The organism is Kosakonia sp. 1610, assembly GCF_050435845.1.
Taxonomy (GTDB): Bacteria; Pseudomonadota; Gammaproteobacteria; order Enterobacterales; family Enterobacteriaceae; genus Kosakonia; species Kosakonia cowanii.
This window is the reverse complement of the sequence record NZ_JBNDKZ010000003.1, coordinates 488,869-505,312: the sequence shown is the minus strand read 5'-3', so window position 1 is coordinate 505,312 and position 16,444 is coordinate 488,869. Positions and strand designations below refer to the sequence as shown.

14 protein-coding genes are annotated in these 16,444 nt (G+C 54.1%); 2 read left to right on the top strand and 12 right to left on the bottom strand.

Going from position 1 to position 16,444, the window contains the following annotated elements; all coding sequences use genetic code 11:
- Position 1: 1 nt before the first annotated feature.
- From fabZ to rpsB, 12 genes are all read right to left on the bottom strand, one after another.
- Complete coding sequence (fabZ, locus tag ABIC80_RS13005) at positions 2–457, bottom strand: 3-hydroxyacyl-ACP dehydratase FabZ (protein WP_023480493.1); 456 nt, start codon at positions 455–457, stop codon at positions 2–4.
- Between the two features lie 173 nt (positions 458–630).
- Positions 631–1,659 (bottom strand): UDP-3-O-(3-hydroxymyristoyl)glucosamine N-acyltransferase, encoded by a 1,029-nt coding sequence (lpxD, locus tag ABIC80_RS13000; protein ID WP_429177402.1) that lies wholly within the window; start codon positions 1,657–1,659, stop codon positions 631–633.
- Between the two features lie 3 nt (positions 1,660–1,662).
- Positions 1,663–2,157 (bottom strand): molecular chaperone Skp, encoded by a 495-nt coding sequence (skp, locus tag ABIC80_RS12995; protein ID WP_023480303.1) that lies wholly within the window; start codon positions 2,155–2,157, stop codon positions 1,663–1,665.
- A gap of 114 nt (positions 2,158–2,271) precedes the next feature.
- Positions 2,272–4,686: an outer membrane protein assembly factor BamA gene (gene bamA / locus ABIC80_RS12990; RefSeq protein WP_263753235.1), complete on the bottom strand. Its 2,415-nt coding sequence runs from the start codon at positions 4,684–4,686 to the stop codon at positions 2,272–2,274.
- 31 nt (positions 4,687–4,717) lie between these two features.
- Positions 4,718–6,067, bottom strand: coding sequence for a sigma E protease regulator RseP (gene rseP / locus ABIC80_RS12985; RefSeq protein ID WP_429177400.1), 1,350 nt, complete (start codon positions 6,065–6,067; stop codon positions 4,718–4,720).
- Positions 6,068–6,078: 11 nt separating this feature from the next.
- Positions 6,079–6,936: a phosphatidate cytidylyltransferase gene (gene cdsA / locus ABIC80_RS12980; protein WP_305206841.1), complete on the bottom strand. Its 858-nt coding sequence runs from the start codon at positions 6,934–6,936 to the stop codon at positions 6,079–6,081.
- 12 nt (positions 6,937–6,948) lie between these two features.
- Positions 6,949–7,707, bottom strand: a complete 759-nt coding sequence (gene ispU / locus ABIC80_RS12975) for a (2E,6E)-farnesyl-diphosphate-specific ditrans,polycis-undecaprenyl-diphosphate synthase (protein ID WP_023480217.1) — start codon at positions 7,705–7,707, stop codon at positions 6,949–6,951.
- Between the two features lie 186 nt (positions 7,708–7,893).
- A complete protein-coding gene (gene ispC, locus ABIC80_RS12970; protein ID WP_023480337.1) occupies positions 7,894–9,090 on the bottom strand; it encodes a 1-deoxy-D-xylulose-5-phosphate reductoisomerase in 1,197 nt (398 codons plus the stop codon).
- Positions 9,091–9,187: 97 nt separating this feature from the next.
- Positions 9,188–9,745, bottom strand: a complete 558-nt coding sequence (gene frr / locus ABIC80_RS12965) for a ribosome recycling factor (protein ID WP_023480286.1) — start codon at positions 9,743–9,745, stop codon at positions 9,188–9,190.
- Positions 9,746–9,895: 150 nt separating this feature from the next.
- The gene (gene pyrH / locus ABIC80_RS12960) at positions 9,896–10,621 is read right to left on the bottom strand and encodes a UMP kinase (protein ID WP_023480331.1); all 726 of its coding nucleotides are present in this window, start codon (positions 10,619–10,621) and stop codon (positions 9,896–9,898) included.
- Between the two features lie 145 nt (positions 10,622–10,766).
- Positions 10,767–11,618 (bottom strand): translation elongation factor Ts, encoded by an 852-nt coding sequence (tsf, locus tag ABIC80_RS12955; RefSeq protein ID WP_023480457.1) that lies wholly within the window; start codon positions 11,616–11,618, stop codon positions 10,767–10,769.
- Between the two features lie 140 nt (positions 11,619–11,758).
- Positions 11,759–12,484 carry a 30S ribosomal protein S2 gene (rpsB, locus tag ABIC80_RS12950; protein WP_023480483.1) on the bottom strand — a complete coding sequence of 242 codons (726 nt, stop codon included), beginning with the start codon at positions 12,482–12,484 and terminating at the stop codon, positions 11,759–11,761.
- Between the two features lie 309 nt (positions 12,485–12,793).
- Here rpsB and map point away from each other — a divergent pair, with 309 nt between their 5' ends.
- Both map and glnD read left to right on the top strand, forming a co-directional pair.
- The gene (map, locus tag ABIC80_RS12945) at positions 12,794–13,585 is read left to right on the top strand and encodes a type I methionyl aminopeptidase (protein ID WP_023480350.1); all 792 of its coding nucleotides are present in this window, start codon (positions 12,794–12,796) and stop codon (positions 13,583–13,585) included.
- Positions 13,586–13,739: 154 nt separating this feature from the next.
- Entirely contained in the window at positions 13,740–16,415 is a 2,676-nt protein-coding gene (glnD, locus tag ABIC80_RS12940; RefSeq protein ID WP_042716715.1) for a bifunctional uridylyltransferase/uridylyl-removing protein GlnD, read from the top strand.
- Positions 16,416–16,444 lie beyond the last annotated feature (29 nt).

The following is a 16,444-nucleotide window of genomic DNA, read 5'->3' as shown; positions in this document are numbered from 1 at the left end:
ATCAGGCCTCCCGGCTACGTGCACACATCATAGTAGCTTCACAAACAACTTTACCGTCAACCATAGCAACCCCTTTAAAGCGGGTCACGCCACGGCGCGTTTTCTCGAAAGTGACTTCCATGATCATCTGATCACCAGGCACAACGGGGCGCTTAAAGCGCGCTTCGTCGATGCCGGCGAAGTAGTACAGCTCACCCGGTTCCAGTTTACCAACGCTTTTAAACGCCAGAATACCGGTTGCCTGCGCCATTGCTTCGAGGATCAGCACGCCCGGGAAAATCGGTTTGCCAGGGAAGTGGCCCTGGAAAAACGGTTCGTTTACCGTAACATTTTTGACTGCGCGCAGAAAACGACCCTCTTCAAAATCCAGCACACGATCTACCAGTAAGAACGGGTAGCGGTGCGGCAGAAGCTCCAGGATCTCTTCAATGTGCAGAGTATGAGTGTCAGTAGTCAAAATACTCTTCCTGTCTAAATATACAAAAAAGCAATAATAACACGGCCCGCGACATTCCTGAGAATGCCAACAGGCCGGGGAGTATATACACTTTATGCGTCGAGTTGCAGAGGCGTTTTGTCGCTTTTTCTGTTAACCCGAACGCTTTTGTGTACAAGCGTCAGGTGAATGAATTACTCGTCTTGTTGATTTATCTTGCGTTCGACAGCTTTCAAACGCTTACTCATCTCGTCGATATTCATCACCAGGGCTGCGGTTTTTCGCCACGTTTTATTGGGTTGTAACGGAATGCCGGAAGAATAAATGCCTGGCTCAGTGATAGGACGCATCACCATACCCATCCCCGTTACCGTAACCTTGTCGCAAATTTCCATATGCCCGTTGATTACGCTGGCTCCGCCAATCATGCAGTAACGGCCAATTTTCAGGCTGCCTGCCATGATGACGCCACCGGCAACGGCGGTATTGTCGCCAATCACAACGTTATGTGCAATCTGACACTGGTTATCGATAATTACGCCGTTACCGATACGGGTGTCATCAAGCGCGCCGCGGTCGATGGTGGTACATGCGCCAATCTCGACATTGTTGCCGATGATTACGCGACCAAGTTGCGGGATTTTCACCCAATTTCCGCGATCGTTAGCATAACCAAAGCCATCCGAACCTATTACCGTCCCCGATTGAATCAGGCAGTTCTCACCGATCTCAATCTCATGGTAAATAGATACGTTGGCCCAAAGACGCGATCCTGCGCCAATTTTCGTATTTTTCCCCACGAAGCAGCCAGGGCCGATCACGACGTTGTCGCCGAGGGTCACCCCGGATTCAATCACCGCATTCGCGCCGATAGAGACATTGCTGCCCAGCGTCGCGGTCGGATCGATAACGGCGCCAGGCGCGATGTTCTGGGCAGGCTGCGGCGTGGTATCAAGAATTTGTGCCATACGCGCGTAGGTCAGATAAGGGTTCTTCACGACCAGTGCGGCGCTGTGGGCAAAAGGAAGATCGTCCTGCGTCATTACAACGGCAGAGGCCTGGCATGCGGCCAGGTGTTCACGGTATTTAGGATTTACCATGAAAGTGATATGACCTGCTTCGGCAGATTGCATGGACGCAACGCCGGTGATGACGATATCGCCATCACCGTGTAATTCTGCATCCAACTGCTGAGCTAAATCAGCGAGTCGAATTGAAGGCATTACTTATTTAACCTGTTTCAGTACATCAGCGGTGATGTCTTTCACATCATTGCTGTTGTAAATAACGGCATTGGCAGGGATAACCAGATCCACACCCTGATCGGCAGCGACTTTCTTCACTGCGGACTGGATGCGGGTGACCAGCTTGCCGCGCTCTTCGTTAGAGCGGCGAGCCTGATCCTGCTCAAAAGCCTGCGCTTTCTGAGCGAATGCCTGGCGACCGGAAGTGATATCTTTTTCCAGTTTGCTGCGTTCGCTCGCTTTCATGGTAGAACCGTCGCGCTGCAAACGCTGTGCTTTTGCTTGCAGGTCGGACTCCATGCTCTGCAGTTCGTTGGCACGGCCGCCGAATTCGTTTTTCATGGTCTGAGAAACGCCGGAAGTCTGTGCGACCTGCTGTAACAGGTTACCCATATCAACAATCGCAATTTTGTCAGCAGCTTGAGCCGACGCGGCCATTGCCAGACTTAAACCTGCAGCTAATAACAACTTTTTCACAATTAACTCCTTACCATCCCGTTTGTACCCGGAGGTACAGCTCTTTGCGAGGCTGGGCTTCTTCGAAGCCGCAGCCATCACTACACTGCTTGCGCATTCCTTTGCAGTGCGGCGTTACCAGGTTTTACCGATGTTAAACTGGAACTGCTCCGCTTTGTCTCCATCGTACTTTTTAAACGGCTGGGCGTAGGAGAAGACCAACGGCCCCAATGGGGACATCCATTGTAGTGCGATACCGGCAGACATGCGGATATTGCTCGGATCGCTATAATCCGGAATACCCAGCGCTTTCATCTCCGCGGTATTTTGCCAGTTCGTATCCCATACGCTGCCCGCATCCCAGAAGAAGGAGGTACGTACAGAGTTAGCATACTTCTCGCTGATAAACGGCGTTGGCGTGATCAGCTCGGCGCTGACAACACCCATTGCGTTACCGCCCACCGCATCGTCAGACTTACAGAATTTCGACGTGGTAGTGTTACAGTTTTCCAGACCGCTGCCGCCGTAGTAGACCGCTTTCGGACCAATGTTATTGGACTGGAAGCCGCGCACGGTGCTGGAACCACCTGCATAGAAGTTCTCATAGAACGGCATTTCTTTGCTACCGATACCGTCGCCATAGCCCCAACGTGTACGACCCAGAACCACCCATTTGTGATCGTCGTCAATCGGGAAGTAGGACGCGGTATCGACAGTGACTTTGTAGAACTCGTTATCGGAGCCCGGAATCGTCACTTTACCGTTCAGGTTGACGCGTGAACCTTTCGTCGGGAAGTAACCGCGGTCAAGGTTGTTATACGTCCAGCCATAGTTGAAGGTAAAATCATCCGCCGAGTAGCCGTTGCTGTCATCTTTGGTGCTGGCATTCTGCCCCACAGAATCGAGATAACGCCACATGGCGATCTGCGGCTGCATCTTCGACAGGCTGTTGTGCACGTAGCCTAAGCCGGTGCGCAGCGTGTTGTATTCGTTGATCGGGAACCCGAGCGTGCCATCCAGACCATAACTTTTGTTGGTGTAGGATGAGAGGTCCGCGTCGTCCGCTTTAAAGTCGTTGTAGAACAGACGACCGCCGAGGCTCACACCATCAACCGTGAAGTACGGGTTGGTAACCGAGAGTTCCGAGTAGGTCTGGTAGTCGTTCTTGGTGCCGCTGATGCCGACAGAGTAACCGGTACCTAACCAGTTATCCTGCTGCACGCCGACCTGGAAGCTGACGCCGCTTTCCGTGCCGTAACCGACACCAAAGTTGAAGCTACCGGTGTTACGCTCTTTGACTTTGTAGACCACATCAACCTGATCCGGGCTGCCCGGAACACGCTGCGTTTCGCTATCGACGGTTTCAAAGTAGCCGAGACGGTTCAGACGCTCTTTCCCCTGATCGACCAGATCGCTGCCGAGCCATGCCCCTTCCATCTGGCGCATTTCGCGACGCAGAACGGTATCTTTTGAGGTGTCATTGCCTTCAAAGCGGATCTTACGCACGTAGAAACGGTTACCCGCATCGACGTTGATATGCAGCTTAACGGTCTTATCGGCGTCATTAATCTCAGGCTGAGACTGTACGCGCGGATAGGCATAACCATAACGACCCAGAAGCTTTTTAATATCGTCTTCCATTTTGGTCACTTTGGTGCCGTTGTAGAGCTCGCCCGGCTGAATTTTGGTCAGGCCTTCAATTTCCGCTGAGTGGCCCGCCAGATTGCCGGCAACCTGCACGCCAGAAAGCTTGTACTGATCGCCTTCGGTGACGTTAACGGTAATGTAGATACCTTTTTTGTCCGGCGTCAGGCTGACCTGCGTCGAATCAATGTTGAAACGGGCATAACCGCGATCCAGGTAGTAGCTGCGCAGGGTTTCAAGATCGCCCGCCAGCTTCTGCTTCTGGTATTTACGATCGCCGACCACGTTCCACCATGGCACTTCATCGCGCAGCTGGAAGTTAGAGATCAGCTGTTCGGTCGAAAACGCGTGGTTACCGACGATGTTGATCTGCTGGATCTGCGCGGAGACGCCTTCCTGGAAGACCAGCTTAAGATCGACGCGGTTACGCGGCAGCGGCGTGACGACAGCTTTTACGCTGGCGCTGTATTTACCGACGCTGTAGTAGAAATCTTCCAGCCCTTTTTCAATATCGGAGAGGGTGGTGCGATCCAGTGATTCGCCAACACGCACGCCAGAAGCCTCAAGGTTCTGTTTCAGCATGTCATCTTTTACCGACTTGTTGCCGGAGAAGGTGATGCTGGCGATTGTCGGGCGTTCTTTCACCTGAACGAGAAGGGTATCGCCATCACGCAGGACACGAACATCCTCAAAGTTGCCAGTGGCAAACAGTGCGCGAATGGTGTTACTGATGTCTTCATCATTCACCGTATCGCCTGGACGTACTGGCATACTGAGGAGGGCCGCACCAACGGCGACACGCTGTAGGCCTTCGAAATGAATATCCTTCACTACGAACCCCTCAGCACCGTATACGGTGGCGCTGCTAAACAGCAGCGACGCTATGAGCAACTTTTTCATCGCCATCGTTATTATGCGTTCTTCCTAACAAACTCTCTTACAAGCGAGAGAAATCATTGAAAAGTGCAAGCCCCATTAACAACACCAGCAAAATAGAGCCAATGCGATAACTAAAGTCTTGAACTCGCTCGGATACCGGTCCGCCTTTCAGCTTCTCAATCGCTAAAAACAGCAGATGTCCGCCGTCTAAAACGGGGAGCGGGAACAGGTTGATAATGCCTAAGTTCACGCTTATCAAAGCGAGGAACATCAGGTAGTAAATCAACCCGAACTCTGCTGACATCCCAGCCCCCTGGGCGATAGAGATCGGCCCACTGAGGTTGTTCAGTTTTACATCACCGGTGATCAATTTCCCCAACATACTGACCGTCAGCTTCATCAACTGCCAGGTTTTACCCGTGGCTTCGGCGATGGCGCTGAAAGGCCCGTACTGGCGTACTGTCTTATATTCATCCGGCAGCGGGATAATTTTGGGCACGACGCCCGCAAAACCCTCTACCTTGTTACCGGGTTTTGTATCCGGTACCAGTGTGACGGACAAGGGAGTCCCCTGCCTGTCCACGTCTAACGCTAACGCCTTACCGGGGTTGTCCCGCACCAGCGTGACAAAGGTGGTCCACTGCGTTAACTGCTGACCCTCGACTTTAACGATCCTGTCGCCTGCTTGCAAACCTGCTTTGCTGGCGGCGGAACCGCTCTGGACTTCAGCGAGCACCGGTTCCAGCTGCGCGGAGCGCGGCCGAATCCCCAGCGACATCACCGGATCGTCCTTATCAGGCGCAAAGGTCCAGTGGCGCAGGTCCAGCACTTTATCCTGTCGATTGTTACTGCCGAAAGGTGCCACGCTGACGGTCGTCTGACTGTCACCGATTTTTGACACCAGCTGTAAGCGCACTGCATCCCAATCAGGCGTTTCGATACCGTCAATGGCTTTAAGTTCCGTGCCGGGTGCAATTTGCGCGCTTGCAGCGATAGAGTTGGGCGTTATTTCACCAATTACCGGGCGAACGCCAGGGACGCCGATGATAAACACCAGCCAGTAGGCGAAGATAGCGAAGATGAAGTTGGCGATGGGACCCGCCGCGATCACCGCGGCGCGCTGGCCAACGGTTTTGTTGTTAAACGCGAAGTGGCGCATCTCCGGGGCGACCGGCTCGACGCGCTCATCAAGCATTTTGACGTAACCGCCCAGCGGGATCAGGGCGATAACAAATTCGGTGCCCTGCTTATCGAAGCGGCGCCAGAGCGCTTTACCAAAACCAATGGAGAAGCGCTCGACGCGGACGCCGCAACGGCGAGCAACCCAGAAATGGCCAAATTCATGCACCGTGATCAAAACACCAAGCGCAATAATGAACGCCGCCAGATTCCAGAGAATGCTCAGCATAAAACCTTCCGTCAAATCGTCCTGAAAACCAGCAGTAACAGACAGGCAAATACGGGAACCGCCGCCGTCAGGCTGTCAATGCGATCCAGTATACCGCCGTGGCCTGGAATAAGATGACCACTATCTTTAATGCCGGCTTCACGCTTGAACATGCTCTCGGTTAAATCGCCCAGCACCGAAGCAAGCGCGGCCACCACAGAGCAGATCAGCAGCGTAGAGTGCGCCACTTCGAGGTTCGCCCATGCGCCGTAGCCCCATGAGATGATCCCCGCGGTCAGCAACCCGCCGAGGAAACCCTGCCAGGTTTTACCGGGCGATACCTTCGGTGCCAGCTTATGTTTGCCAAACAGTTTGCCAAACATATAAGCACCCGAGTCCGCGCCCCAGACAAGGATCATGACGTAGAGCAACCAGATTGCGCCGCTGTAGGGGTTGACCTCATAGTGCCAGACCCGCAGCGCCAGCATGCCCCAGAAGAAGGGAATGATGGTGAGAACGCCAAACAGCAGGCGCAGCGCTTTAGAGTTGCGCCACAGCGCCGCAGAGGCCGGATAACCCAGCACCAGCCCCAATGCCGCCAGCCACCACACCAGAGAGGCCCAAAGCGAGCCTTCAACCAGCGGCTGGTGAACGTTGTGATGATACTCCGGCAGCGTAAACAGCATCAGCGCTAACAGCAGCCCACAGAGCACCGCCAGCCACACGCGCTGCGTGCACGAGGTTAAGCCGCTCAGCTGGCCCCATTCCCATGCGGCGAGCATGCAGACGGCGAGAGTGATAATCGCAAATCCCACCGGTGGCAGCAAAAAAAGCGCCGCGATAACAATGGGTATCAATACAAACGCAGAAATCAGGCGATACTTCAGCAAAAGCAACCCCCATCAGGCTTTGTCGCCACCAGGCTCGGTACCACCGAAACGACGCTCTCGATTAGCAAAGGCATTCAGCGCACCTTCAAAGTCTTGTTCATCAAAATCAGGCCAAAGAACATCAGTAAAGTAAAGTTCGGCATAGGCAATTTGCCAAAGTAAAAAATTACTTATGCGATGTTCGCCGCCCGTCCTAATCACTAAATCAACGGGAGCCAGCTCATGCATGCAGACTTGCTTGTTCAGCGTCTCTTCATCTATTTCGTCCGGGCGCAACAGCCCTTCCTGCACTTGCTCAGCTAAATGCCGAACTCCCTGAACGATATCCCAACGCCCACCGTAGTTGGCGGCGATATTTAACGTTAGCCCGCTGTTCTGGGCGGTTAACGCTTCCGCTTTGCGGATTCGCTCCTGCAAACGCGCATTAAACCGGCTGGTATCGCCAATAATGCGTAAACGAACATTATGGCGGTGCAGGCTTTTCACTTCGCTATCCAGCGCCCACACAAACAGTTCCATCAGCGCACTCACTTCCTGCGCCGGACGGTTCCAGTTTTCGCTACTAAAAGCATACAGCGTCAGCGCGTCGATACCATTGTTGGCGGCAAAAGAGACTGCGCGGCGAACGGATTTCGCTCCCGCTCTGTGTCCAAAGGCACGGAGTTTCCCCTGCCTTTTTGCCCAGCGACCATTGCCATCCATAATTATCGCTACATGGCGGCAGCCATGCGTTGGCAAATTTTCGCTTATCGGTTGGTTAGCAGACAACATAACGCGTTTTAGTCCCTGAAAAGGATTTAGCGGTACTCAGGAATACAAAAGCCTTCACACAAAAAAGCCGCGCAAACCACGGCTTACACAATTCGCCATAATAAAAAGCGGCAATTTTGTGGCGCAGACTATATCACTGAAGCCCTACGCTAACAAATAGCACCGTCACTCCGGACAGCATTATCACTAGCTTGCGAAGCGCATCACTTGTTTTTGCGCAATCTCTCGTGCCAGTACATCGACGGCCAGAACGTCATCAATACTCTGCGGTTCACGTAAATCCATCTGTTCCAGCACAGAGAGATTGAGAGCGGCAATATCAGTGAAACGAATAGCGGATGCCAGGAAAGCCGAAACGGCCACCTCATTAGCTGCGTTGAGCGCAGTTGTCGCCGCCTGACCCTCGCTGGAGGCGTCAATCGCCAGCTTCAGACAGGGATAACGATCGAAATCGGGGGCGGCAAAAGTCAATGCGCTCAGCTTGCAGAAATCAAGGGCGTTGACACCTGACGACACACGCTCCGGCCAGGCCATCGTGTGTGCGATGGGTGTTCGCATATCCGGCTCACCCAACTGCGCCAACACACTGCCATCCTGATAACGCACCATGGAGTGGATCACCGATTGCGGGTGAATCAGCACTTCCATCTGGCGGGCAGCGGCATTAAATAACCAGCGTGCTTCAATGTATTCCAGACCTTTATTCATCATGGTGGCAGAATCAACGGAGATTTTACGCCCCATCGACCAGTTCGGATGGCGACAAGCCTGATCCGGCGTCATTAGCGCCAGATCCGCCATCGGCGTCTCCCGGAATGGGCCACCAGACCCGGTAAGCAGAATAGACGATACGCCATTCTGTTCGAGATCAGCGTACCCCAGGTTATGCTGGATTGGTTCCGGCAAACTCTGAAAAATCGCATTATGCTCGCTGTCGACCGGCAGCAGCTGCGCCCTGCTCTCTTTCACCGCCTCCATAAACAGGCGGCCGCAGGTAACAAGCGACTCTTTATTGGCAAGCAGTACGCTCTTACCGGCACGAATAGCCGCAAGCGTTGGCAATAATCCAGCCGCGCCGACGATAGCAGCCATCACCTGATCGACTTCATCAAGCGCCGCCATCTCACAGGCGGCCTGCTGGCCGCTCAGCACTTCCGTACGGCTGCCATGCTCGCTCAGGGTACGCTGTAACTGCTGCGCGCTGTCAGCGTCATCCATCACCGCATAGCGTGGAGAGAACTCGAGGCACTGCTCAACCATGCGCGCGACATTTTTTCCCGCGACCAGCGCGGTGACGGTGAAACGATCGGGATTATGACGAACCACAGCAAGCGTGCTGCAACCTATGGAACCCGTTGAGCCCAGAAGAGTTAAATGCTTCATGAAACGCTCGCAACGTTGCAAGGGGGAAAAGCAAAAACGCCGTCAGCAAGCCGCTTGCACGGCTCTCTGGACGGCGTTTTAGTCGTTTTTTATCGAATCAGAACTGCATCAGTTCCGCTTCTTTATCCGCCAGCGCCGCGTCAACTTTCTTGATCGCAGCGTCGGTCAGCTTCTGCACGTCATCCTGAGAACGACGGTCATCATCTTCGCTGATCTCTTTGTCTTTCAGCAGTGCTTTCACTTTATCGTTAGCGTCACGGCGCACGTTGCGCACGGCAACACGGGCCTGCTCAGCTTCACCGCGCACCACTTTGATCAGATCTTTACGACGCTCTTCGGTCAGTGCCGGCAGCGGAACGCGAATATCGCTGCCCGCGGAGCTTGGGTTCAGACCCAGATCGGAGGTGAGGATCGCTTTTTCAACGGCCGGGCTCATCGAGCGATCGAAGACGTTGATTTTCAGAGTACGGGAGTCTTCTACCGTTACGCTGGCCAGCTGACGCAGAGGCGTCGGCGTACCGTAATATTCCACAACGATGCCGTCCAGCAGGCTCGGAGAAGCGCGGCCGGTACGGACTTTGCTGATTTGGGTTTTGAAGGATTCTACGCATTTTTCCATGCGTACTTCAGCATCTTTTCTGATATCGCTAATCACGTTACGGATCCTTGAAATCTTGTCGCAGACAGGCCATACGGCGGTTGTGCTAAGTATAGCCTTGTTCCCATGATGGCATCGTAAAGATGCCGGAACGTTCTGCTGAATAAATTAAAGCGGAATCTTACCTTTATTTATCGCTTACGGGAATTATTCCGTAATCAATGTGCCCTCTTTTTCGCCCATTACCACGCGGCGCAGCGCGCCTGGTTTGTTCATATTGAACACGCGAATCGGTAATTTATGGTCGCGAGCGAGGGTAAAGGCGGCCAGATCCATCACTTTCAGTTCTTTATCAAGCACTTCAGTATAGGAGAGGCGCTCGCAGAGGGTTGCGGTCGGATCCAGCACCGGATCGGCGGTATAGACGCCGTCCACTTTGGTCGCTTTCAGCACCACATCGGCTTCGATTTCGATACCGCGCAGGCAGGCTGCGGAGTCGGTGGTGAAGAAGGGGTTACCGGTACCGGCGCTGAAAATCACTACGCGGTTATTACGCAGCAGGCTGATTGCTTCAGCCCAGCTGTAGTTGTCACACACACCGTTTAACGGGAATGCGGACATCAGGCGCGCGTTCACATAGGCACGATGCAGAGCATCACGCATTGCCAGGCCGTTCATCACTGTTGCCAGCATACCCATGTGATCGCCCACAACACGGTTCATCCCCGCTTTCGCCAGGCCCGCACCACGGAACAGGTTACCCCCGCCAATGACTACGCCAACCTGAATACCCAGTTCAACCAGTTCTTTAATTTCCTGCGCCATACGGTCAAGAATGCTTGCGTCGATACCGAAACCTTCAGAGCCCTGAAGCGCCTCGCCACTCAGCTTAAGCAGAATGCGTTTGTAGATGGGTTTTGCATTGGTAGCCATGTTTCTTTCCTGAGACTGTGAACAATTAGACGGGTTTAATCTGGCGCTATGATACGTCGCCTGTCAGCGCTAACACTAGTGTGCTGGCTGTTTTTCAGATGAAGGACATAAAAAGAAGCCGCCCTCAGGCGGCTCCTTTTATTGATTAAGACTGCTTGGACATGGCAGCAACTTCTGCTGCGAAGTCAGTCTCAACTTTCTCGATGCCTTCGCCCACTTCGAAGCGGATGAAGCCAGTCACGTCAGCGTTGTGCTCTTTCAGCAGCTGGCCAACGGTTTTGCTCGGGTCCATAACGAAAGGCTGGCCGGTCAGAGAAACTTCGCCGGTGAATTTCTTCATGCGGCCTTCAACCATTTTCTCTGCGATCTCTTTCGGCTTGCCAGACTGCATGGCGATGTCCAGCTGAACCTGGTACTCTTTCTCAACCACTTCAGCAGACACGTCTTCCGGCTTAACGAATTCCGGCTTGCTTGCAGCAACGTGCATAGCCAGCTGCTTAACCAGCTCCTGATCGGCGCCTTTCGCCGCAACCAGAACACCGATACGCGCGCCGTGCTGGTAAGAGCCCAGTACTTCGCCTTCCAGGGAAGAAACGCGACGGATGTTGATGTTCTCACCGATTTTAGCAACCAGTGCAACGCGCTCTTCTTCGAACTGCGTTTTCAGAACTTCAACGTCGGTGATTTTGCCAGCAACAGCAGCGTCCAGAACTTTGTTAGCAAATGCCTGGAAACCAGCATCTTTAGCAACGAAGTCAGTCTGGCAGTTAACTTCCAGAATGATGCCGTAGGTGCCGTCGATTTTGGTGATGATCACGCCGTCAGCAGCAACGTTGCCCGCTTTTTTCGCCGCTTTGATCGCACCGGACTTACGCATGTTCTCGATTGCCAGCTCGATGTCGCCGCTTGCTTCGGTCAGCGCTTTTTTACAGTCCATCATGCCTGCGCCAGTACGTTCACGCAGCTCTTTTACCAGGGATGCGGTAATTTCAGCCATTCTTTAATCCTCGGGAGAGATATGACCTGCCCGGTTCCAGGAACCAAACAGGCTTGAAAGTGAAAAAGGGGGCCATAAACAGGCCCCCTAACCAAACTCGGTACTACCTGCTCAATAAGGGGCTCAGCGAGCGTGCCTTATTACTCAGCTTCTACGAAGCTTTCTTCCGCCTGAGTAGCCAGATCAGAAGAACGGCCTTCACGAACGGTAGCAGCAACGGCATTCAGGTACAGGCTAACAGCACGGATTGCATCGTCGTTACCCGGGATAACGAAGTCAACGCCGTCCGGATCGGAGTTGGTATCAACGATAGCAAATACCGGGATACCCAGGTTGTTTGCTTCTTTGATTGCGATGTGCTCGTGGTCAGCGTCGATAACAAACAGTGCGTCCGGCAGGCCGCCCATGTCTTTGATACCGCCCAGACTGTTTTCCAGCTTGTCCAGCTCACGAGTGCGCATCAGCGCTTCTTTCTTGGTCAGCTTGTCGAAGGTGCCGTCCTGAGACTGAGTTTCCAGGTCTTTCAGACGTTTGATGGACTGACGAACGGTTTTCCAGTTAGTCAGCATGCCGCCCAGCCAGCGATGGTTCACGAAGAACTGATCGCAATTCTGAGCTGCTTCTTTCACCGCTTCGCTTGCAGCGCGTTTAGTACCAACGATCAGGATCTTGCCTTTACGAGCAGAGATCTTGTTCAGCTCAGCCAGGGCTTCGTTGAACATCGGTACAGTCTTCTCAAGGTTGATGATGTGAACTTTGTTACGCGCGCCGAAGATGAAAGGCTTCATTTTCGGGTTCCAGTAACGGGTCTGGTGACCAAAGTGAACACCAGCCTTGAGCATGTCGCGCATGGAAACAGTTGCCATGATTAAAACCTCTATATAAAAGTTGGGGTTATGCCTCCACGTATCCCATATTACCGACCCCGAAGGGCACCCCGGAATATGTGCCGATACGTGTGTGTTATTACACAAAGTGAGATTTGTGGCTCCCATTCCAAAACAGGAACGGAAGTCCGGCGCGCTTTATATCACAAAAGCGAGCAGGACACCAATAGTTGTTACCGCAGCGTGCTGTTAACGATTCTCAATTTGGCACAACGCTTGCCCGACTGTTACCATTGACAGCACTACTCCTGGTATAGTCGAAAAAATCGACACTGATGGACACTTCTCATGGCTATCTCTATTAAAACACCCGAAGAAATTGAAAAAATGCGCGTTGCCGGCCGTCTCGCCGCCGAAGTGCTTGAAATGATCGAACCGCACATTAAACCCGGCGTCAGCACCGGCGAACTGGACCGCATCTGTAACGATTACATCGTTAATGAGCAACACGCCGTTTCGGCCTGCCTGGGCTACCACGGCTTCCCGAAATCGGTCTGTATCTCAATTAATGAAGTGGTTTGCCACGGCATCCCGGACGACGAAAAACTGCTGAAAGATGGCGATGTGGTCAATATCGACGTCACCGTCATTAAAGATGAGTATCACGGCGACACCTCGAAGATGTTTATCGTCGGTAAACCGACCATTCTTGGCGAGCGCCTCTGCCGCGTCACCCAGGATAGCCTCTACCTGGCGCTGCGTATGGTAAAACCGGGTATTCGCCTGCGTACGCTCGGTGCAGCTATCCAGAAATATGTTGAAGGCGAAGGCTTCTCCGTGGTGCGCGAATATTGCGGTCACGGCATTGGTCGCGGCTTCCACGAAGAGCCGCAGGTGCTGCATTACGATGCTGATGACGGCGGCGTAGTGCTGAAAGCCGGTATGACCTTTACCATCGAGCCGATGGTAAATGCTGGTGATTACCGCATTCGTACCATGAAAGATGGCTGGACGGTGAAAACCAAAGATCGCAGCCTCTCTGCGCAGTATGAGCACACGATTGTTGTCACTGAAACCGGCTGTGAGATCCTCACGCTGCGTAAAGATGACACCATCGAGGCTGTGCTGACCGCCGCCTGATAGCGCCTCTCTGCCTGCCACAACGGTCCGCTTCGCGGGCCGTTTTTTTTTGCACGCTTTCCGGCCGGGTCATACATATAAACGACTTTTCATTTCCATCCATCTCTTTTACTTTGTTTTGCAGTGGATCCGCACGCCAACTGGGTGGCTAATCATGAGCAATATCTCTTCCGAACAATTTGTCAGCAGCGTTCAGCCCACCCTTCCCGGCCAGCCTGAACATCCCGGAGTATGGCCCGCAGAGGAGCTGCACTGCGCCACCATCAAAGCGCGCATTGATGCTTTTCAGCAGTGGCTGGGGCAGGTGTTTGACGCCGGGATCTCGGCCGAGCAGTTAATTGAGGCGCGCACCGAATTTATCGATCAGCTTTTGCAGCGCTTGTGGCTGCAATATGGCTTTGGCGATGCGGGCGATACCGCGCTGGTGGCCGTTGGCGGCTATGGCCGCGGCGAGCTGCACCCCTTATCCGATATCGATCTGCTGATCCTCAGCCGCAATAAATTGCCGGATGAGCAGGCGCAAAAGATCGGCGAACTGCTGACTCTGCTGTGGGATGTGAAGCTGGAGGTGGGTCACAGCGTACGCACGCTGGATGAGTGCCTGCAAGAGGGGTTATCGGATCTTACTGTCGCCACTAACCTTATCGAATCACGCCTGCTGGTCGGCGATGTCGCGCTGTTTCTGGAACTGCAAAAACATATCTTCAGCGACAATTTCTGGCCGTCGGAGACCTTCTTTCCGGCAAAAGTGGTGGAGCAGAACGAGCGTCATCAGCGCTATCACGGCACCAGCTATAACCTTGAGCCCGATATTAAAAGCAGCCCGGGGGGCCTGCGCGATATTCATACCTTACAGTGGGTCGCGCGCCGCCATTTTGGCGCTACCTCGCTTAATGAGATGGTCGGCTTCGGCTTTCTGACCGAAGCGGAACGCAACGAACTGAATGAGTGCCTGCATCTGCTATGGCGCATTCGCTTCGCCCTGCATCTGGAAGTGACGCGCTACGATAACCGTCTGCTATTCGACCGCCAGCTTAGTGTGGCGCAGCGCCTCAACTATGTCGGCGACGGCAATCAGCCCGTTGAGCATATGATGAAGGATTTCTTCCGCGTCACGCGCCGCGTGTCGGAACTTAACCATATGCTGTTGCAACTCTTCGACGAGGCGATTCTGGCCCTGACGCCTGACGAAAAGCCACGCCCAATCGATGATGAGTTTCAGCTGCGCGGCACGCTTATCGATCTGCGCGATGAGACGCTGTTTATCCGCGAGCCGCAGGCGATTTTACGTATGTTCGCGATTATGGTGCGTAACAGCGCCATTACCGGCATCTACTCCACCACCCTGCGTCACTTGCGTCATGCGCGCCGCCATTTAACCCAGCCGCTCTGCTACATTCCGGAAGCGCGCACAATCTTCCTCAGTATGCTGCGCCATCCGGGCGCGGTGAGCCGTGGATTGTTGCCGATGCATCGCCACAGCGTGCTGTGGGCCTATATGCCGCAGTGGTCGCATATTGTCGGCCAGATGCAGTTCGACCTTTTTCACGCCTATACCGTCGATGAGCACACCATCCGCGTCCTGCTGAAGCTGGAGAGTTTTGCCAAAGAGGAGACGCGCAGCAAACATCCGCTCTGCGTGGAGCTCTGGCCGCGGCTGACGCACCCGGAGCTGATTCTGATTGCGGCGCTGTTTCACGATATCGCCAAAGGGCGCGGCGGCGACCACTCGGTGCTGGGTGCGCAGGATGTGCTGAAGTTCGCTGAGCTTCACGGCCTGAATTCGCGGGAAACGCAGCTGGTCGCCTGGCTGGTGCGCCACCATCTGCTGATGTCGGTCACCGCGCAGCGCCGTGATATTCAGGATCCGGAAGTGATTAAGCAGTTTGCCGAAGAGGTGCAAACGGAGAACCGCCTGCGCTTCCTGGTCTGCCTGACGGTTGCCGATATCTGCGCGACCAACGAAACGTTGTGGAACAGCTGGAAGCAGAGCCTGTTGCGCGAACTCTATTTCGCCACTGAAAAACAGCTGCGCCGCGGGATGCAGAACACGCCGGATATGCGCGAGCGCGTGCGTCATCACCAGTTGCAGGCGCTGGCGCTGCTGCGCATGGATAATATAAATGAGGAGCGGCTGCACCAGATTTGGGCGCGCTGCCGCGCTAACTACTTTGTCCGCCACAGCCCAAACCAGCTCGCCTGGCACGCGCGGCATCTGCTGCAACACGATCTGACCAAGCCGCTGATCCTGTTAAGCCCGCAGGCGACGCGCGGTGGAACCGAGATCTTTATCTGGAGCCCCGATCGCCCCTATCTCTTTGCCGCCGTCTGTGCCGAGCTGGATCGCCGCAATCTCAGCGTCCATGACGCGCAGGTCTTTACCACCCGCGACGGCATGGCGATGGACACCTTTATTGTGCTGGAGCCGGACGGCAGCCCGCTCTCTGCCGATCGTCACGAGGCGATCTGTTTCGGCTTGAAGCAGGCGATCACCCAGCATACCTGGCAGCCGCCGCAGCCGCGTCGTCAACCGGCCAAGCTGCGCCACTTTACCGTCGATACCGAAGTGAATTTCCTGCCGACCCATACGGACAGAAAATCGTTCCTGGAGTTGATTGCGCTTGACCAGCCAGGGCTGCTGGCGCGGGTCGGGCAGATTTTTGCCGACCTTGGAATTTCGCTGCACGGCGCAAGAATTACAACTATTGGCGAGCGAGTAGAAGATTTATTCATAATCGCTACCGCCGACCGGCGTGGCCTTAATAATGCGCTGCAAAAGGAGGTACAACAACGGTTGACAGAGGCCCTCAATCCAAACGATAAAGGGTGATTATTTTTTTACACAAGATGGAAAGAGTT